The organism is Jeotgalibaca sp. A122 (assembly GCF_052266715.1).
Classification (GTDB): domain Bacteria; phylum Bacillota; class Bacilli; order Lactobacillales; family Aerococcaceae; genus Jeotgalibaca.
The window spans coordinates 58,184-77,118 of sequence record NZ_JBQPRB010000004.1 but is presented as its reverse complement, the minus strand read 5'-3'; the positions used below and the strand labels follow the sequence as shown (position 1 = coordinate 77,118).

Here is an 18,935-nt window from a genome sequence, read left to right as displayed (position 1 = left end):
TATGAGTAAATTAAGCATTTCTAATATGAATCTCTGGTATACAGATTTTCAAGCGCTAAAGAATCTAAACATGGAAATCAAAGAAAATGAAATTACTGCTTTCATTGGACCTTCCGGCTGTGGGAAATCTACATTTCTAAAAAGCTTGAACCGGATGAATGATTTGGTTCCGGGCTGTCGTATTGAAGGTAAATTATTGTTGGATGGCGAAGATATGTATGCATCTGATTTTGATGTGAATCAACTTCGTAAACGTGTCGGAATGGTTTTCCAACATCCAAACCCATTCCCAATGAGTATCTATGATAACATCGCTTACGGACCACGTACACACGGTATCAAAGACAAGAAAACTTTGGATGAAATCGTGGAACGTAGTTTGAAAGGTGCCGCAATTTGGGACGAAGTAAAAGATGATTTGAATAAAAACGCATTGCGTATCTCTGGTGGTCAACAACAACGTATTTGTATTGCACGTGCTTTGGCAGTGGGTCCGGAAGTCTTGCTTATGGACGAACCAACCTCTGCACTTGATCCCATCTCAACTGCAAAAATTGAAGACCTTGTACAAGAACTTAAAGGTGATTATACAATCGTCATGGTTACGCATAATATGCAACAAGCTGCCCGTGTGTCTGATAAAACAGCATTCTTCTTGACAGGAGAAATCATTGAATTTGGCGATACTACCGACATCTTCTCTAATCCACAAGACAAACGTACAGAAGATTACGTATCAGGTAGATTTGGGTAATTAGTCGTTTCATGATAAAATAGAGCTATAAAAATCAGTTGAATAAGGAGTGCGCGCAAATGAGAAGAATATATGATGATGAATTAAAAACGATGCATGCTCAATTTACTAAAATGGGCTTAATGGTAAATGAAAATATTTTATTGGCAGTTAAAGCGTTCATTAACCACGATAAAGAGGCAGCAGATCGTGTGAAAAAGAATGACCATGCTATAAATGAAATCGAAATAGCAATCGAAGAAATGTGCTTCAAATTAATTGCGCTACAACAACCTGTTTCGAGTGACTTGCGCTCTATTGTAACGGTTATGAAAGCCAGCTCGGATTTAGAACGTATGGGAGACCATGCGGTCAGCATTGCGCGTTCTGTCATTCGTGTTAAAGAACGTCACAACAAACGTATTCCAATGGTTGAAGGCAAGATTGCCGATCAAGCGGATATCGTCAAGAAAATGGTTGAAAATGCTCTGGATGCATACGTACGCATTGATGTGGACGAAGCTTATAAAATTGCTGAAACTGACACACATGTCGATAATCTATATGTAGAAATCAACAAGCTTACGATGAAGGAAATGGCAATGGATCCAGAAGTAGTTCCTGGTGGGACAGACTACATCGCAGTTTCCGGTTACTTGGAAAGAATTGGTGATTACGTCACCAATATCTGTGAGCGTATCGTCTACCTAAAAACAGGTGAACTTTCAGAATTAAACTAATTTATTCAGGTAAGAAAAGGCTGGGAACTAATTCTCAGCCTTTTTTTTTATATTCTGGTAAAATTAGGGAGAAAATGAACCCAAGGAGGGTAGTGGATGTTAAATCAAATGGATCCGAAAATTACCAATCAAACCATCCAAATGTTTAAGATACTGGGAGACAAAACGCGGTTTAGGATTTTGTACTTGCTAGAAACAAAGGAGTGGCATGTCAACGCGATTGCCGACGCGTTGGAGATGGAACAATCCGCTGTTTCCCATCAACTTAGAAAACTCAAAGAAGCCAAATTGGTGAAAAGCCGCCGTGTCGGAAAGAATATTTTGTATAGTCAAGAAGATTCTCACGTTTATGACATCCTGCACTTGGCAATGGAGCATGCGGCTCACACCCATTAGCAATTGCGAACTAGTGTTCTTTTTTGTTGTTTCATGATATGATAGAAAAAATATAATCTTATTAAAAAGGAAGAAAAATATGGCAAAAGACCAAATAGTCGTGCGTGGAGCACGTTCTCATAATTTAAAAAATATTGATGTAACGATTCCTAGAGACCAGTTGGTTGTTGTGACCGGATTGTCGGGATCGGGGAAAAGTTCACTGGCTTTTGATACGTTGTATGCTGAAGGGCAAAGACGATATGTCGAGAGTCTTTCGGCTTATGCGCGTCAGTTTTTGGGCCAAATGGAAAAAGCAGATGTCGATAGTATTGATGGTTTGAGTCCAGCGATTGCGATTGATCAAAAATCTACCAACAATAACCCTAGATCAACTGTTGGAACGGTAACAGAGATCAATGACTATTTACGTTTACTGTTTGCTAGAATCGGTCATCCTATTTGTCCCAATGATGGAACAGAGATTAGTAGTCAATCACCGGAACAAATTGTCAATCAAGTAATGGAACTGCCTGAACGTACGCGGATGCAAATAATGGCCCCAATTGTTTACGGTAAGAAAGGCCAACACAAAAAGGTTTTTGAATCGATCAAAAAGCAAGGCTATGTCCGTGTTCAAGTCGATGGTGAAATTTATGATATTGGAGATGTACCTGAATTAAATAAAAATATGAACCATAATATCTCGATTATTATTGATCGGATCGTGGTCAAAGAAGGTATTCGTTCGCGTTTATATGATTCAGTGGAGTCAGCATTAAATTTAGCTGATGGGTATGTCGTTATTGACATCGTTGACGGGGAAGAAATGATGTTTAGTGAACATTATGCTTGTCCGAAGTGTGGCTTTACAGTGGGGGAAATTGAACCGCGATTATTCTCATTTAATGCACCTTATGGGGCTTGTTCAGAATGTGATGGATTGGGATCTAAGTTGGAAGTCGATGCGGACTTGGTTGTTCCTGACCGTCAACTAACCATTGCGGAGGGCGCTTTAGCACCCTGGAACCCCATCAGTTCAAACTATTATCCGGAAATGTTACGCCAGTTTTGTGAACAGTATGAAATTGCGATGGATGTGCCGTTTGAGGATTTACCATCGGAACATCAAGACTTGGTTTTAAAAGGGACAAAAGGTGAAAAGTTCCACTTTTACCATAAGAATGAATTTGGTACAGTTCGGGATGTGAATATGCCCTTTGAAGGAGTCATGAACAATATCAGCCGTCGTTACCACGAGTCTTCGAGTGATTTTACCCGTCGTGTGATGCGTGAATACATGACAGAATTGGCTTGTCAAAAATGTCATGGCGATCGTTTGAATGAACAAGCTTTGGCTGTAAAAGTAGCAGGAGAAAACATTGCAGAAGTCACCCATTATTCCATCGACTCAGCAATCAGCTTCTTTGAAAACCTGAAGTTAGAAGGCGCAGAGCAAGAGATTGCAGCACCAATTTTAAGGGAAATCAAATCGCGTTTAACTTTCTTGCGTAACGTTGGATTGAAGTACCTGACATTAAGCAGGATCGCTGGCAGTTTGTCAGGGGGAGAAGCGCAACGTATTCGTCTGGCTACGCAAATTGGTTCTAATCTATCAGGTGTTCTGTACATTTTGGATGAACCTTCTATTGGTTTGCACCAACGTGATAATGACTTATTGATTGAGTCCATGAAAAAGATGCGGGATTTAGGTAACACGCTAGTCGTTGTGGAACATGACGAAGAAACCATGATGCAAGCTGACTATTTGATTGATATCGGACCAGGTGCAGGGGAACTGGGCGGCCAGATTGTGGCTGCTGGAAAGCCTGAAGAAGTGATGCAAGTAGAAGAATCCATCACCGGTCAGTATCTAGCTGGCAAAACTTTTATTCCCGTACCAGAAGAAAGAAGAGCGGAAGACCGAGGCGAAATCCTGGTTGAAGGTGCCCAAGAGAACAACTTGAAAAATGTTGATGTATCCTTTCCCATTGGTCGTTTTATTGCCGTCACGGGTGTCTCTGGTTCTGGTAAGAGCTCATTAGTGAACCGCGTTTTAAAACCTGCCTTATCTCGTGAACTAACCAGGACGAAAGAAAAACCCGGGAAGTTTAAGCGTATTTCCGGTTATCATGAATTGGAAAAAGTGATTAATATTGATCAAAGTCCTATTGGAAGGACTCCGCGTAGTAACCCGGCTACATACACAAGCGTTTTTGATGACGTACGGGATCTCTTTGCCAGTACAAATGAAGCGAAGATTCGTGGCTATAGTAAAGGACGTTTTAGTTTCAACGTTAAAGGTGGTCGTTGTGAAGCGTGTAAGGGTGACGGGATCTTGAAAATTGAGATGCATTTTTTGCCAGACATTTATGTACCATGCGAAGTCTGTCACGGACACCGCTATAATTCCGAGACACTGGAAGTGAAGTACAAGGGGAAAAATGTCGCGGAAGTTTTGGACATGACGATTGATGAGTCGTTGGTTTATTTTGAAGCTGTTCCGAAAATTCGTCGCAAACTCCAAACCATTTCCGATGTAGGCTTAGGATATGTTACGCTAGGCCAACCTGCTACAACCTTATCCGGTGGTGAAGCCCAACGGATGAAGTTGGCGAGTGAGTTACAACGTGTATCGACTGGAAAAACCTTATATATTCTGGATGAACCGACAACTGGTTTGCATACGCATGACATCGCGAAGTTGTTGGAAGTGCTGCAGCGTCTCGTTGATCAAGGGAATACAGTATTGGTCATTGAACATAATCTGGATGTGATTAAAACAGCCGATTATGTGATCGATATGGGACCAGAAGGTGGCGTTGGGGGCGGAATGGTTATCGCAACCGGGACCCCTGAGGAAGTCGCTGAAGTGAAAGCAAGTCATACAGGCCTTTATTTGAAGAGGGTCATGGAACGTGATAAGGCTCGTAACAAACAATAAAAAGAGACGAGCGGGTTGTCTGTTATTGCACGTTTTCAAATAAATGCTCATATGTAGGATAGGGTCTGGGAATAACTCCCAGACCCTTATCTATTTACGAATACTTCAACACAAACGTGCTCAAAAAGGCAGCCCCGACGCCACTTTGTCATGGTTGTTGCTGCTTCAGCAGCTTACAAACATGATACACTTGGGCGTTAGCCCACAGTGCCTCTATAATAATGCTCAGATGGTCTGCGACCATCTTGTGCTTATTCGTTCCAGTGGTTCGGGGCTAAACGCCTTTTTGAGCACTCTCTTTTTGTGTTGCCCTCTACCTATCTCTAAGTATTGCTGTGTAAGCGGAAATCAACCTTAAGACCTATGACTTCAATCTAGAATCTTGGCATAATAGAAACATAAGATAACAACCCTTTCAGATGGTAGATAGCAAATAGGCTTTGTGTTGAAAAGATATAGGAGGAAAGATCATGAACGAAAGAGAACGCATTTTAGCATTGGTCAAACAAGGCATCATTTCAGCGGAAGAAGCAATTGAGCTTCTTGAAAATTCAGCTAAAAAACAAGTTAAAGAAGAAGCGCTTAAAAGTGAAGCGCAAGATTTTACTGTGACACATGAAAAAATGGAAGAAGCAGAGCCAACTGCTGAAGAAACACAGAAAGCGACAGACAAAAAGGACAGAGAAAATTTCGAGAAAATTTTAGAATCACTTGCTAGTGAAATTTCTTATTTCTCTTCCAGGGTAGATGAAAAAACTGAGGCATTACAAATCTTGCGCCGCCAAATCAGTGCGAAAGAAGAGCGCAGACAGGCAATTGCTACCCAGGAAGAACTGGAAACAATGACACCGGAACTGAGTATGGAAGCATTACGTTTGGACGAGGAACTCGAAGCACTTCGTTCCCAAGAACGTTCCTTGCGTCAAGAAAAAATTAAAATGGAAGAACAAATGCGCACATTGAAAAAAGAGCAACTCGAAACGAATGTGAAATCATTCGGGGAGAAGTTTGGTAATAAAGAAGAGTGGAAAGAAACTGCGAGCGATTTGGGAAGTAAATTAAACAAACTTGGTTCTCAACTTGGTCAATTTGTGACTGCCACTGTTAATAGCATTACAGATAATCTGGAGTGGAAAGAAGTAGACTTGAACATGAACATTCCAGGACTGGTTACCAGCAAATTTAAACATGAATTCAATTTTGAAAATGCAACAGCGACGATTCTGGATTTCCAACTGGCAAACGGAAATATCCAACTGAAAAAATGGGATAAAGAAGATATCCATGTCGCAGCTGACGTCAAAATTTATGCGAAGTATGAAGAAGAAACACCGTTGGCGGCATTTGAAGCACGTAGCAACATTGAAATTGATGAAGATCAATTAACTTTCCATGTTCCAAACAAACGCATTCGCTGTGATGTAGTTGTTTCACTTCCAGAACGGGAATATGACTATTTGGCAATCAAGTTGCTAAACGGAAACGTAAGCGTAGATGACTTCAAAGGGAAAGATATCTACTTGAAGTCAACCAATGGGAATATGGCATTTAAAAACGTTGAGGCAACGATGTTGGAGCTTGATGGAGGAAATGGTCATATCACCATCATGGACAGTCGTTTAGTAGATGTGATCGCAAAATTGATTAATGGCGATATTACAGTTAAGAGTCACGTCTCCAGTTCACACCTGTCCATCATCAATGGTGATATCCGCATTACCCACACAGATTTAGAGGTCAAACGGATTGAAGCGACCTCTGTAAACGGAACGGTTAAACTATCCATCCCCAAAGATAAAAGTATCGAACTGGATGCGCATAGTTCCTTGGGAAGCATTAAAAATCGCATGGAGAATGTGGAAGTCATCAATCAACGTGATGAAAAAACAAATAAACATTTACAATTCCGCAGAGTCGTCGACAATGCCCCAGTTATGGTAGAATTAAAAACAACAAATGGCAGCATCTTATTAAAAGATGCAGATGCATACTAATAAAAGAGAGGGATAATCATGAAAAAACTAACAAAATCAGCTACTGACAGACAAGTGAGTGGTGTACTAGGTGGATTGGCTGAGTACTTTGGAATTGACTCAACGATTGTTCGTATTGTTTTCTTAATCTTCGCTTTTGCAGGCGTGGGATCGCCGGTCTTTCTCTATATCCTGTTGGCGCTATTGATGCCTGAACCAGATAGAGGTGCTCGTGATCAAACACAGTATGACAACCGTGAAAGAACGGCTCGCCGTCGTCCACGTAAAGAAGCAAAACCCGTAGAAAAAGAAAAAACGGATAAAGACGACTGGAGCGATTTCTAATGGGCTTCTGGCAGAAAATAGGGGTTAGTACGGTCGTATTTTTGGCCTTGGCCTTTTTCTTGCCGGGGTTCACGGTCACAAGTGGTTGGACTGCACTAGGAGCGAGTCTCGTTTTGGCCTTGGTAAATATTTTTGTGAAACCGATTCTTCACATTCTTTCTTTTCCAATAACCATTCTTACGCTCGGTTTATTTAGTTTCATCATCAACGCATTGATGCTTACACTAACTTCCGCCTTGGTGGGACCAGGTTTTCAATTCAGCTCCTTTGGCGTTGCCTTACTCGTTTCCTTAATCCTTTCACTTGTCCAAAGTGTAATTGAAAATCGTAATTAACAAGAGTCGAGAAGAAATTCTCGGCTCTTTTTAATTTTTATTAAGCAAATTATTCCAGAAAAGCCTCTAAACTTTTTGCCTTTCTTACAAGCCCCAATAATGTTAAGATTAATAGGAAAACTTGAATTGAGAATCGAACGAGAAATCATACTATATTTATAGAGTGAGGGAATGCAATGCCGAATAGAGTAACCATTAAAGAACTGATTAAGGCTTCTACATTTAAAGTTATTATTGGCGAAGAATTTTTAAATAAAGAAATTACGTCAACTGAAATCCACCGTCCAGGCGTTGAACTAACAGGCTATTTCAATTTTTATCCGTCTTGGCGTGTCCAACTTATGGGCCAAACGGAAACATCCTTTTTAGCGCGGATGTCTTCAGAAGAACGCTTAATCATCATGCGTCGTCTTTGTCAAAAAGAGACACCTTGTTTCATCATTGCGCGTCGCATCGATCCGCCTGCTGAATTGATCAAAGCGTGTCAAGAAGCTGGTATTCCACTGTTGCAAGCTACATCAAAAACGACTCGTGTATCAAGTAATGTCACAAACTTCCTGGAAAGTCGCTTGGCTGAACGTATATCCATGCACGGTGTATTGGTGGATGTATTCGGGATGGGCGTCATGATTACCGGTGATTCTGGCGTTGGAAAATCTGAAACAGCCTTGGAATTAATCCAAAAAGGGCACCGCCTCGTTGCGGATGACAGGATTGACCTTTATCAACATGATGATGATACCTTGATGGGGGAAGCACCTTCTATTTTACGTCATTTGATTGAAATCCGTGGTATCGGCATAATGGACGTCATGACTTTATTTGGAGCTGGTGCCGTCAAACAAACGAATGAAGTCAACTTAATCGTTAACTTGGCCTTATGGACCCAAGATAAAAAATTTGAACGTCTAGGTACTGATGAAGAATTAGTTTCAATTTTAGATGTCCAAATACCAAAGATTACGGTTCCTGTAAAAACAGGTCGTAATTTGGCGATTATCGTTGAAATGGCAGCTATGAATTACCGTGCGAAAACGATGGGTTATAATGCAGCAGAAACATTTGAACGGAATTTAGAGAACCTGATCAAGGAAAATTCGCGCAAGGAAATTTAGTTTAAATGGAGGAATAAAATGAATAAACTTTTAGCGGCTATTGATCCCATAGCGATTAGGATCGGCAGTTTTGAAGTAGCCTGGTATGGTGTAATTATCGGCATCGGGATAATGATTGCCATGTATCTTGCTTCTAATGAAGGTGACCGTAAAGGTATGCCTCAGGATTATATTCTGGACTTGGCTTTCTGGGCAGTTCCAATCGCAATACTAGGTGCAAGAGCTTATTATGTGCTGTTTGAACTTGATTATTACTTGGCGAATCCCGGTCAGATTCTGCAAATTTGGAACGGGGGCATAGCGATTTATGGTGCCTTGATTACGGGGGCCATCGTCGTTTACTTCTTTTCCAAAAACAAAAAGGTTCCATTTATGTTGACTTTGGATGTTTTGGCTCCTGGCGTATTGATTGCACAGTCAATCGGACGTTGGGGTAACTTCATTAACCAAGAAGCCCATGGTGCAGAAGTAACCCGTGAATTTTTGGAGGGCTTGTTTTTACCGGAATTCATTATTAATCAAATGAATATCAACGGTGTCTATTACCATCCGACCTTTCTTTATGAATCACTCTGGTCCCTATTGGGCTTTTTAATTATTTTATATCTACGCAGAAGACCTAAATTGCTTCGTGAAGGGGAAGTCTTTTTCGCTTATGTCATTTGGTATGCCTTTGGCCGTTTCTTTATCGAAGGTATGCGCACGGACAGCTTGTATTTATTTGCCAACATCCGTGTCTCACAATTGCTTTCTATCGTGTTGATTGTGGCGGCAATTGCTGCCTGGGCTTTCCGTCGGTATAATCACTATCCAAAAGATCCCTATTATACGGAAATTAATCTGGGAATGAACACGTCGAAGGAGTTTAAAAAATGAAAAAAATTGCCGTTTTAGGAGCTGGATCCTGGGGGACAGCTTTAGCAATGGTCTTAAGTGAAAATGGCCACTATGTTAATATTTGGGGAAACGTCCCGGCGCAAATTGACGAGATTAATGAAAAACATACAAATGAGCATTATTTACCTGGATTAAAGTTGAGAGAGACGATTGTGGCATACACAAAACTGGAAGAAGCGTTGAAAGATGTTGATTTTATTTTATTCGTCATTCCAACAAAAGCGATTCGTTCTGTCTCACAACAAGTGAATGCCATTCTTGATGGAAAGCAAAGGCCCATTTTGATTCATGCAAGTAAAGGCTTGGAACAAGTAACCCATAAACGTATTTCAGTGATTATCGACGAAGAGATGGACGCTGACAAACACAATGGAATCGTTGTTTTATCCGGACCGAGCCATGCAGAGGAAGTTGCCAAAAGGGATATTACAACCATCACGGCCGCTTCTTCATCAACGGCTGCTCGTGCAGAAGTTCAAAAATTATTTATGAATAACTACTTTCGGGTTTATACAAATGGTGACGTCATCGGGGTTGAACTAGGCGCAGCATTGAAAAACATTATCGCTGTTGGTGCTGGGGCATTAGTAGGCCTTGGCTATGGTGATAATGCCAAAGCGGCTTTAATTACCCGTGGATTGGCTGAAATCAGCCGTTTGGGCGTTGCATTTGGTGCAGATCCCTTAACTTTTATCGGGTTAAGTGGCGTGGGTGACTTAGTTGTTACAGCCACAAGTGTTCACTCCAGAAACTGGCGTGCTGGAAACTTGATTGGTAAGGGCGTGCCATTGGATGAAATATTGGCGAATATGGGTATGGTTGTGGAAGGTGTTGAAACAACTAAAGCGGCCTACGAATTGGCTCAAGAAAAAGGAATCGATATGCCAATTACGACTGCCATTTACCGTGTCCTGTTTGAAAATGCGCATGTAGATGAGGTAATCGAAGATCTTATGTTACGAGATAGTAAAGCAGAACATAGCACATCTAAACTGAAATCGGAGGAAGAATAAATTGAAAAAAGTTAAAAAAGCAGTTATTCCAGCAGCAGGATTTGGAACACGTTTTTTACCGGCAACTAAAGCAATGGCAAAAGAAATGTTACCCATTGTTGATAAGCCAACCATTCAGTTTATTGTAGAAGAAGCAATCGAGTCAGGTATAGAAGATATTTTAATCGTAACTGGAAAGAGTAAACGTCCAATCGAGGACCACTTTGACTCCAATGTTGAATTAGAAACAAACCTAAGAGATAAAGGTAAAGATGATTTATTGAAATTGGTTCAAGAAACAACAGGGATTCGTATTCATTTTGTACGACAATCTTATCCACTGGGATTAGGGCATGCAGTTCTCCAAGCGAAAGCATTTGTAGGAGATGAACCATTTGTGGTTATGTTGGGTGACGACTTAATGGTGGACGAGGTTCCTTTGACAAGGCAACTAATTGAAGGTTATGAAAAAACGTACGCTTCAACGATTGCAGTTATGGAAGTACCCCATGAAGAGACTTCGAAATATGGTATTATCGATCCAGATAACCAATTGGAAGAAGGACTCCTAAATGTACGTCGTTTTGTGGAAAAACCAAAACCCGAAGATGCACCGAGTAACTATGCCATTATCGGTCGTTACTTATTGACACCAGAAATCTTCGAAATTTTAGAAAAACAAGAAGTTGGAGCAGGTGGCGAAATTCAATTGACGGATGCCATTGACACATTGAATAAAACACAACGTGTATTTGCCAAAAACTTTAAAGGTCAGCGATTTGATGTGGGAGACAAATTTGGTTTCTTGGCTACTAGCATTACGTATGGCCTTCAACATCCAGAAATGAAGGATAAATTAAAAGATTATATTATTACGTTAGGTGAAAGCCTTGAACAGGCAGAAAAATAGCCTAAAATAACGAACCTCGTTATAATAAAGAAGTGAATGTTGGTATTGAAGGGAGAAAACCATGGAACAAACAGAAAAAATTTACGATGTTGTCATCATCGGTGCAGGTCCAGGCGGTATGACAGCGGCCCTGTATGCGTCTCGTTCGAATTTAAGAACGCTTATTTTAGAAAGAGGCGTTCCAGGAGGAGAGTTAATCAATACAGCGGAAGTAGAAAACTATCCTGGTTATGACTCCATCTTGGGCCCAGAATTAGCGGATAAAATGTATAATAGTGCAATGCGTTTTGGTGCCGAGCATGTCTATGGAGACGTGAAAGGTATTAAACAAGAAGACAATTACCATATTATTGAGGCTGGTAAGAAAAGTTATAAAACAAAAGCGGTTGTTATTGCAACCGGCTCACAGCATAGAAAATTGAATGTTCCCGGTGAAGACCAGTATAACGGACGCGGTGTTTCTTATTGTGCCGTTTGTGATGGCGCCTTTTTCCGTAACAAAGAACTTGTCGTTGTAGGTGGCGGGGATTCTGCAGTTGAGGAAGGAACATACTTAACACAATTTTCAGAGGTTGATATTATTCATCGCCGTGATTCATTGCGTGCCCAAAAGATTTTACAAGATCGTGCATTCAAAAATGAAAAAGTAGATTTTGTCTGGGACACAGTGGTAGAAGAAATTCAAGGTGATGGTAATAAAGTGACTGGTGTTATAACCAAAAACGTAAAAACCGGTGAAGTTAGTACGCACGCTACTGATGGTGTGTTTGTATATGTGGGTATTTTGCCACAAACGGATGCTTTTGTAGACCTTAACATCACTGATGAAGAAGGTTGGGTTTTGACCAATGAGTACATGGAAACAACTGTACCTGGTATTTTTGCAGTTGGTGATGTACGGAAAAAATCACTGCGTCAAATCACTACAGCAGTGGGTGATGGTGCGGAGGCCGGTAACCGTACTTTCCATTATGTAGAATCATGGAACGAACGCAACGAAGTTAAATAACTGTAATTACTCACCCATTTCCCATGATGGGTGAGCTTTTTTGTATTTGTTATCTTCACCATATCGAAATGCGATAGACCAAAAAGCTATGAGAATATTGCTATTATGCGATGGCGTCGTCAGAAATATTGACGGTAATAAGGGAATGTGCTATTCTATTACAAATACTGGTAAAATGAGTGAACGCTCATAATTACCTTGAAAAGCACTTGTAGATGCTTTTTTTATTTTGTAAACTTCTTACATATAAATAGATAGGATGATGAAAAATGTTATTTTTTGAATTGTTGTTGGAACATTTTCCTTCCTTTATGGATGCCATGTGGCAAACCGTTCAAATTACGCTGTTTTCTTTACTTTTCGGACTGATCCTCGGGGTTGTCTTCGGGCTTATGAAAGTATCTAACAACAAGGTGCTACAATCACTATCAAATGTTTATATTTGGCTTATTCGTGGAACGCCTTTGCTGGTTCAAATTTACTTCGTCTATTTTGGTATTCCGATGGCGACCGGTCTGAAACTGACTGAATGGCAAGCCGGGGTTATCACAATGAGCTTGAATGCGGGAGCCTATATAGCAGAAATTGTACGGGGTGGGATTGAATCCATCGATAAGGGACAAATGGAAGCAGCTCGTAGTTTAGGTCTTCCTTATAATAAATCAATGAGTAAGGTTGTATTACCGCAAGCGTTGCGCATAATGCTCCCTTCTATGATTAATCAGTTTATTATTACCTTGAAGGATACCTCTTTACTATCCATTATCGGGGTTCGTGAATTAACAATGAATGGTAAAATCATCACAGCGAACAACATGGAAACCATCCGTATGTGGTCGATTGTTGCTTTGTATTATTTAGTGGTTATTTCTATTTTGACCATCATCGCTAATAAAGTTGAATTGAGAGTTTCAAAAAGCAGTAGGTAAATAAAAAAGAAGCGGGAGCCCTGATTATTCAGGGCTCCCGCTTCTTTTTGTGGTTCTATTATTTATGGTGTTGGTAGGTATTCTTCTTGGAAATCCCGAAGGACGGTGGGGTTGCTTGTGGCCGTGTCAAGGATGCAATGCGAAAGTAGGGGGAAGTGGGACAAAAGGCGGTTAGCCCCGAACCACTGGAGCGAATAAGCGCAAGATGGTCGCAGGCCATCTGAGCATTATTCGTGAAGTGGACGTCGGGGCTGCCTTTTGTCGCACGTTTAGAATACAGATATTCGTATACAGGAAAGAGGGTGAGACAAAAGTCTCACCCTCCCCTTTGAGGCCTGCAAGCCCGGAGACTACAGGCTCAGGGCGGTCCTACGGCAGTACACAAGCAAACACGCCGAAGGGCATTTCCTTCACCAACGCCAGATAACCAAGAACCCTTTTTGTTCATACTAAATGATCTGTAAAGTTCCACATATCAAGATGAAATCCTTCATTGTCCTTAATTAAGCGGGTGATGCTTGTGTTTGCTAAGGGGGACTGAGAGCGTATATCTTTTAACTCGAAGCCTACCAACGAAAGCAGAGTGGCTGTCCAAAGAATACTGTGTCCAACAAATAAAAGATCTGATTGTGGCTGTTTTTCCGCATGGAAAAGAATAGATTTTGTCCCACGGGCTATGAGATCTTGGTACGTTTCACCTCCAAACAAAGAAGGGTTATACAGGTGCGGCTCATGACGCAAGTGATAAAATATTTCAGGATGTTTTTCCGCTATCGAGGGAATGTATAATCCTTCCCATTTTCCATAGCCAAACTCCTTTAATAAATCATCTTTTTCTAAAGGAATATCCGATTTAAATTCATCCAAGATATATTTAGCGGTATCCCATGCCCGGATTTGTGGACTGCTTATGGCTCGAGAAATGCTTGTTTGGCATAAAAATTTACCGGTTTTCCTCGCATCTTCGATACTTTTTTCTAATAACGGAGAATCAATAGCTCCTCCTTGTACGTGATTGGCGGCATTGAGCTTTGTTTGACCATGTCGCACAAAATAGAGTTGTTGCAAAAAAACCATCCCCTTTGAAATATTATTTTAACATAAATTAATTTAAAGCTATTAAGATGTTTTATGTTGAAATAAAATTTCATTTTGTTATAATGAAGGCATAAAAAAACGTTTCCAGAAAGGGGCGTACTATGTTTGGATTCTCAATTTTCTTAAACGAGGACTTCACTCAAGAAACATACAACTACATGACTGAAATGGTTGAGCACGGCTTCAAAGGTATTTTTACTTCGATTCATATTCCTGAAGAAGATAATAACAAATATCTAGATGGATTACAAAAACTGGGAACATTCTCCAGGAAGAATAACCTAGAACTTGTGGTCGACATTTCCGGAGCAGCTCTTGATAAACTGGGAGTTTCATTTAACGACTTATCTCCGCTCAAAAAAATGGGTCTTACCGGAATTCGTATTGATTACGGTATATCAATGGAAATTGTGGCGAAGGCTAGCCAAGTGATGGGTATTGCACTTAATGCCAGTACCATTTCCGAGGATGATTTAACTATTTTACGCAAACATAGTGCCAATTTTGAGAATATGGAAGCTTGGCATAACTACTATCCTCGTCCGGAAACGGGACTTGGTAAAAAGGCGTTTCAAAAACAAAATGAGTGGTTAAAAGAGGTTGGTTTTAAAGTGATGGCATTTGTTCCGGGTGATGGCAAGAAACGCGGGCCGCTCCAACAAGGATTACCCACATTAGAAAAACATAGAGGTGGAGCACCTTTTAGTGGCGCATTGGAGCTGTTGAATGATTGTCATGTCGACAAAGTTTATATTGGTGATCCCGGTATTGAAAAACGCACTAAAGAGCAATTTGGCTATTATGTGACAGAAGCAATCATTTTGTTTCATGCCTCGTTAATTGGACAAAGCGTGGAAGCGATACCAAGCTATATGCAAGGTGTCCATACTAATCGGATGGATGCTGCCCGAGATGCTATTCGCAGCCAAGAAGCGCGATTGTTGAAGGAAGCCCCAATTGAACCAAGGTATACTGAAAGACGCCCGATTGGAACTATCACCCTTGATAACGAGCAATACGGTCGTTATGCGGGAGAAATGCAAATTACAAAAAGAAACTTAGCCCGAGATGATCGTGTCAATGTCATGGGACGAATAATAGAACGTGATCAAAACTTAATTAAATACTGTAAAGCAGGCCAAAAATTCAAAATAATATGGGAGGAATAATAGATGGATTTAGGAAAACTAACAACAGAAAGACGAAATCCTCAAACGATGAACCTTGATAAAATGACCATCCCGGAAATGCTGGAGCTTATGAATCAAGAAGATGCAAAGGTTGCAGATGCCATAAAAATAGCTCTGCCTGAGATTGGGAAAGCTGTTGAAGTCATAGTGGCATCGCTTAAATCGGGTGGTCGCTTGATTTATATGGGAGCAGGGACGAGTGGGCGTTTAGGTGTACTGGATGCCGCTGAGTGTGTGCCTACATTTGGTGTATCCTCCGATGTAGTAGTAGGACTCATTGCTGGTGGTGAACGCGCAATGACCAAAGCGGTTGAAGGAGCAGAGGACTCCAAGGAGTTAGGTCAAAAAGATTTGGAGAACTTGAAACTCACAAAAAATGATGTTGTAGTTGGTATAGCCGCTAGCGGGCGTACACCTTATGTCATCGGTGGCTTGCAATATGCTAAGACAATTGAAGCTCATACTGTGACGATTGCCTGTAACAGGGATGCAGAAATCAGTAAATTTAGCCAAATTCCCATTGAAGTGGATGCAGGTCCAGAAATTTTGACTGGCTCGACCCGACTAAAAGCAGGTACGGCTCAAAAGCTAATATTAAATATGTTGTCAACGTGTTCTATGGTAGGTATCGGGAAAGTTTACCAGAATCTGATGGTGGACGTTCAACCAACCAACGAGAAACTGGAAGAGCGTTCCAAACGGATTATTATGGAAGCGACCGAATGCAGTTATGAAGATGCAGCCAAGGCATTTGAAGCTTCCGGTAATCAGGTCAAGTTGGCAATTGTGATGCTGTTGACGGACAGTAAGCGAGAGGAGGCGGAATTAAAGCTTAGCAAGTCGCAGGGATTTATTCACGACGCAATAAAAAAATAAAATATACAGGAGGAAAATACAAATGGCTGAATCAAAAGAACAACGCTTAGCAAGAGATATTTATAGCAATATTGGCGGCCCCAATAATGCTGAAAAAGTATATAACTGTATGACACGTGTGCGGATTGATTTACGTGATGATACACAAGTCGATATGGATGCCTTGAAAAAAGTTGATGGTGTAATGGGTGTTGTCGAAGACGGTGATACGCTACAAGTCGTGGTGGGACCGGGAACGGCAGCAAAAGTAGCAGCAGCAATGTCGGAAACTGCCGGTGTTGAAAGAGGAGCTAGCTTAAACGAAAATTTAGATCAGGAATTGACAAGTGGTCGAAGCGAAGCTGAAAAAATTGCATCACAAACCAAAAGCGAGCAGAAAAAGCGCAATGATACCCCATTTAAACGCGCTCTGAAAGTAATTGCGAGTATTTTTGTACCTTTAATTCCAGCCTTTGTTGGAGCAGGTATCATTGGTGGGATTGCCTCGATTATCCAGAACTTGATGACGGCGGGTTCAATTGACCCGGAAATCTGGACAAATATTTTCCAAGTTCTGAAAATCTTACAAAATGGTCTTTTTGCTTACCTTAATATTTATATCGGTATTAATGCAGCACGTGTTTTTGGTGCAACTGAAGGTCTGGGTGGGGTTATTGCCGGTGTTATCTATCTTAATGGAATGAATGTGGAAACGCCAATCCCGAATATCCTTACGGGAGACCCTCTTTCAGCAGGGCAAGGTGGCGTTATCGGTGTTATTATTGCAGTTTATTTACTATCCATTATTGAAAAGAACTTACGTAAAGTCGTGCCAAATGAAATTGATATTATTGTAACGCCAACCGTATCCTTGCTTGTAGTGGGCTTGGTAACTATATTCTTGATTATGCCAGTGGCTGGCTTTATTTCAACAAGTCTAGTTGGAACAATTAGTTGGGTATTGGAAGTGGGTGGAGCAGTTGCTGGATTTATTCTGGGTGCAACATTCTTGCCGCTCGTTATGTTTGGTTTGCATCAAGTGCTGACACCTGTACATATTGAGATGATTGCTTCAGCCGGAAAAACATTGTTATTGCCGATTTTAGCCATGGCAGGTGCCGGACAAGTTGGTGCAGCGATTGCTCTTTGGGTGAAGTGTCGTCGTAACAAACAATTAACGAATATTATTAAAGGGTCACTGCCAGTAGGTATTTTAGGAATTGGTGAACCGTTAATCTATGCTGTCACATTACCACTTGGGCGTCCCTTTATCACTGCCTGTATTGGTGGCGGGATAGGTGGTGCTGTTATTGGTGGTATCGGAAATATTGGTGCTACTGCAATCGGGCCAAGTGGTGTTGCGTTGATTCCCTTAATTCCTGATGGTATGTGGTGGGGCTATGTATTAGGTTTGCTTGCAGCCTATCTAGGTGGCTTCCTTGCTACTTACTTCTTTGGTATCCCTAAAGAAGCAATGGAACCGACTGAGATTAACGGAAATGCATCACAGCCAGTAGACCCATTGGCAGAATTTAAATAAACGGGTAAAATGATTAAAGCGGTAGAATCAAGATTTTATTGATTCACCGCTTTTTTAAATGAAAAGGAGGGTGACGACCATGCAAAATATATTGCTTACCGTCAAAGAAAAGTTACCGAAGCTACCGAAATCGGAGCGGAAAATTGCTAAGATTATTTTAGCGCACCCGCTCGATATCATTCAAATGAGTGCCGCTGATTTGGCTAAAATGGCGGAATCCAGCCCTGCTGCTGTCATCCGTTTTTGTCGCTCCATTGGGGTCAAGGGATACACTGAATTGAAACTTCAGTTATCGGCTGTCTCCAATGAGATAGAAGCAGCAAGCTATACAGATATTTCTCCAGATGAAAACCTTGATGAGATTAAGAAGAAAATGCTTTGGAATACAAATTATATGTTGGAAAGAACGAACAATACCTTGGTAAATGACGCATTGGAACAAGCGGTCTTATTGATGGTTAAAAGTCCAGTGATCTATGCGTATGGTCTCGGAGCTTCGTTTCTGGTAGCGATGGACTTGAAGCAAAAACTGACTCGTATTGGTAAACAAGTTATTTGTACCCAAGACCAACACGAATTGGTTGCCGCGTTAGCTATCGCCCCTAAAGATGCAGTTTATTTTGGGATTTCGAATAGTGGTGAAAAGAGAGAAGGGCAGGTATTGATGGAAATTGCAAAAAAAACTGGTGCCTATACCATCTCTTTGACGAAGGATTCTGATAATTCACTTAGTCGCTTAGCCGACATCGCTCTAAAAATGGCAGACACGAACGAAGCACCGCTTCGCAGTGGTGCAACGATTTCTTTACTGACGCAAATGTATGCCATAGATATTTTATTTTACCATTTCATGACCAAAAAATATGAGGATAATATCGAATATCTAGAGCTCTCACGCAAGGCCATTGCGAATTTCAGTAACATTATGGAAATGGACAATAACTAAAAAACCCCT

The 18,935-nt window shown here is 41.0% G+C and carries 18 protein-coding genes; 17 read left to right on the top strand and 1 reads right to left on the bottom strand.

What is annotated here, in order from left to right:
- Position 1 precedes the first annotated feature (1 nt).
- The 13 genes from pstB to ACTU7M_RS05850 all read left to right on the top strand — a co-directional run bounded on the left by pstB (position 2) and on the right by ACTU7M_RS05850 (position 13,297).
- On the top strand, positions 2-754 hold the full coding sequence (gene pstB / locus ACTU7M_RS05910; protein ID WP_443473463.1) for a phosphate ABC transporter ATP-binding protein PstB: 753 nt from the start codon (positions 2-4) through the stop codon (positions 752-754).
- A gap of 59 nt (positions 755-813) precedes the next feature.
- The gene (gene phoU / locus ACTU7M_RS05905; protein WP_443473462.1) at positions 814-1,473 is read left to right on the top strand and encodes a phosphate signaling complex protein PhoU; all 660 of its coding nucleotides are present in this window, start codon (positions 814-816) and stop codon (positions 1,471-1,473) included.
- 96 nt (positions 1,474-1,569) lie between these two features.
- On the top strand, positions 1,570-1,869 hold the full coding sequence (locus ACTU7M_RS05900; protein ID WP_443473461.1) for an ArsR/SmtB family transcription factor: 300 nt from the start codon (positions 1,570-1,572) through the stop codon (positions 1,867-1,869).
- Positions 1,870-1,948: 79 nt separating this feature from the next.
- Positions 1,949-4,792, top strand: coding sequence for an excinuclease ABC subunit UvrA (uvrA, locus tag ACTU7M_RS05895; protein WP_443473460.1), 2,844 nt, complete (start codon positions 1,949-1,951; stop codon positions 4,790-4,792).
- A gap of 470 nt (positions 4,793-5,262) precedes the next feature.
- A complete protein-coding gene (gene liaX / locus ACTU7M_RS05890) occupies positions 5,263-6,786 on the top strand; it encodes a daptomycin-sensing surface protein LiaX (protein ID WP_443473459.1) in 1,524 nt (507 codons plus the stop codon).
- Positions 6,787-6,804: 18 nt separating this feature from the next.
- Complete coding sequence (locus tag ACTU7M_RS05885; protein WP_443473458.1) at positions 6,805-7,110, top strand: PspC domain-containing protein; 306 nt, start codon at positions 6,805-6,807, stop codon at positions 7,108-7,110.
- On the top strand, positions 7,110-7,445 hold the full coding sequence (locus ACTU7M_RS05880) for a phage holin family protein (RefSeq protein WP_443473457.1): 336 nt from the start codon (positions 7,110-7,112) through the stop codon (positions 7,443-7,445). Before ACTU7M_RS05885 ends, ACTU7M_RS05880 begins: the two co-directional genes overlap by 1 nt.
- 176 nt (positions 7,446-7,621) lie before the next feature.
- Entirely contained in the window at positions 7,622-8,560 is a 939-nt protein-coding gene (gene hprK / locus ACTU7M_RS05875; RefSeq protein ID WP_443473456.1) for an HPr(Ser) kinase/phosphatase, read from the top strand.
- An 18-nt stretch (positions 8,561-8,578) separates the two neighbouring features.
- Positions 8,579-9,436, top strand: a complete 858-nt coding sequence (gene lgt / locus ACTU7M_RS05870; RefSeq protein ID WP_443473455.1) for a prolipoprotein diacylglyceryl transferase — start codon at positions 8,579-8,581, stop codon at positions 9,434-9,436.
- A complete protein-coding gene (locus ACTU7M_RS05865; RefSeq protein WP_443473454.1) occupies positions 9,433-10,470 on the top strand; it encodes an NAD(P)H-dependent glycerol-3-phosphate dehydrogenase in 1,038 nt (345 codons plus the stop codon). The genes lgt and ACTU7M_RS05865 overlap by 4 nt, the downstream gene beginning before the upstream one ends.
- A gap of 1 nt (position 10,471) precedes the next feature.
- Positions 10,472-11,359 carry a UTP--glucose-1-phosphate uridylyltransferase GalU gene (gene galU, locus ACTU7M_RS05860; RefSeq protein ID WP_443473453.1) on the top strand — a complete coding sequence of 296 codons (888 nt, stop codon included), beginning with the start codon at positions 10,472-10,474 and terminating at the stop codon, positions 11,357-11,359.
- A gap of 61 nt (positions 11,360-11,420) precedes the next feature.
- Positions 11,421-12,368, top strand: a complete 948-nt coding sequence (gene trxB / locus ACTU7M_RS05855) for a thioredoxin-disulfide reductase (RefSeq protein WP_443473452.1) — start codon at positions 11,421-11,423, stop codon at positions 12,366-12,368.
- A 269-nt stretch (positions 12,369-12,637) separates the two neighbouring features.
- Positions 12,638-13,297, top strand: coding sequence for an amino acid ABC transporter permease (locus tag ACTU7M_RS05850; RefSeq protein ID WP_443473451.1), 660 nt, complete (start codon positions 12,638-12,640; stop codon positions 13,295-13,297).
- Between the two features lie 444 nt (positions 13,298-13,741).
- Here the strand turns inward: ACTU7M_RS05850 and ACTU7M_RS05845 are convergent, their stop codons facing one another.
- Positions 13,742-14,365, bottom strand: coding sequence for a histidine phosphatase family protein (locus ACTU7M_RS05845; protein ID WP_443473450.1), 624 nt, complete (start codon positions 14,363-14,365; stop codon positions 13,742-13,744).
- Positions 14,366-14,496: 131 nt separating this feature from the next.
- On the opposite strand from ACTU7M_RS05845, the gene ACTU7M_RS05840 reads away from it, so the two are divergent.
- From ACTU7M_RS05840 to ACTU7M_RS05825, 4 genes are all read left to right on the top strand, one after another.
- Entirely contained in the window at positions 14,497-15,564 is a 1,068-nt protein-coding gene (locus ACTU7M_RS05840) for a DUF871 domain-containing protein (RefSeq protein WP_443473449.1), read from the top strand.
- Positions 15,565-15,567: 3 nt separating this feature from the next.
- Positions 15,568-16,461: an N-acetylmuramic acid 6-phosphate etherase gene (gene murQ / locus ACTU7M_RS05835; protein ID WP_443473448.1), complete on the top strand. Its 894-nt coding sequence runs from the start codon at positions 15,568-15,570 to the stop codon at positions 16,459-16,461.
- A gap of 22 nt (positions 16,462-16,483) precedes the next feature.
- Positions 16,484-17,980 carry a PTS transporter subunit EIIC gene (locus ACTU7M_RS05830; RefSeq protein WP_443473447.1) on the top strand — a complete coding sequence of 499 codons (1,497 nt, stop codon included), beginning with the start codon at positions 16,484-16,486 and terminating at the stop codon, positions 17,978-17,980.
- A 79-nt stretch (positions 17,981-18,059) separates the two neighbouring features.
- On the top strand, positions 18,060-18,926 hold the full coding sequence (locus ACTU7M_RS05825; protein ID WP_443473446.1) for a MurR/RpiR family transcriptional regulator: 867 nt from the start codon (positions 18,060-18,062) through the stop codon (positions 18,924-18,926).
- Positions 18,927-18,935 lie beyond the last annotated feature (9 nt).

What these genes read in the sequence shown, in the direction of transcription:
- ACTU7M_RS05880 (WP_443473457.1), top strand. Translation starts at nt 7,110, where the DNA reads ATGGGCTTCTGGCAGAAAATAGGGGTTAGTACGGTCGTATTTTTGGCC.
- liaX (WP_443473459.1), top strand. Translation starts at nt 5,263, where the DNA reads ATGAACGAAAGAGAACGCATTTTAGCATTGGTCAAACAAGGCATCATT.
- ACTU7M_RS05830 (WP_443473447.1), top strand. Translation starts at nt 16,484, where the DNA reads ATGGCTGAATCAAAAGAACAACGCTTAGCAAGAGATATTTATAGCAAT.
- phoU (WP_443473462.1), top strand. Translation starts at nt 814, where the DNA reads ATGAGAAGAATATATGATGATGAATTAAAAACGATGCATGCTCAATTT.
- trxB (WP_443473452.1), top strand. Translation starts at nt 11,421, where the DNA reads ATGGAACAAACAGAAAAAATTTACGATGTTGTCATCATCGGTGCAGGT.
- ACTU7M_RS05900 (WP_443473461.1), top strand. Translation starts at nt 1,570, where the DNA reads ATGTTAAATCAAATGGATCCGAAAATTACCAATCAAACCATCCAAATG.
- murQ (WP_443473448.1), top strand. Translation starts at nt 15,568, where the DNA reads ATGGATTTAGGAAAACTAACAACAGAAAGACGAAATCCTCAAACGATG.
- ACTU7M_RS05825 (WP_443473446.1), top strand. Translation starts at nt 18,060, where the DNA reads ATGCAAAATATATTGCTTACCGTCAAAGAAAAGTTACCGAAGCTACCG.
- ACTU7M_RS05850 (WP_443473451.1), top strand. Translation starts at nt 12,638, where the DNA reads ATGTTATTTTTTGAATTGTTGTTGGAACATTTTCCTTCCTTTATGGAT.
- hprK (WP_443473456.1), top strand. Translation starts at nt 7,622, where the DNA reads ATGCCGAATAGAGTAACCATTAAAGAACTGATTAAGGCTTCTACATTT.
- lgt (WP_443473455.1), top strand. Translation starts at nt 8,579, where the DNA reads ATGAATAAACTTTTAGCGGCTATTGATCCCATAGCGATTAGGATCGGC.
- ACTU7M_RS05885 (WP_443473458.1), top strand. Translation starts at nt 6,805, where the DNA reads ATGAAAAAACTAACAAAATCAGCTACTGACAGACAAGTGAGTGGTGTA.
- ACTU7M_RS05840 (WP_443473449.1), top strand. Translation starts at nt 14,497, where the DNA reads ATGTTTGGATTCTCAATTTTCTTAAACGAGGACTTCACTCAAGAAACA.
- ACTU7M_RS05865 (WP_443473454.1), top strand. Translation starts at nt 9,433, where the DNA reads ATGAAAAAAATTGCCGTTTTAGGAGCTGGATCCTGGGGGACAGCTTTA.
- uvrA (WP_443473460.1), top strand. Translation starts at nt 1,949, where the DNA reads ATGGCAAAAGACCAAATAGTCGTGCGTGGAGCACGTTCTCATAATTTA.
- pstB (WP_443473463.1), top strand. Translation starts at nt 2, where the DNA reads ATGAGTAAATTAAGCATTTCTAATATGAATCTCTGGTATACAGATTTT.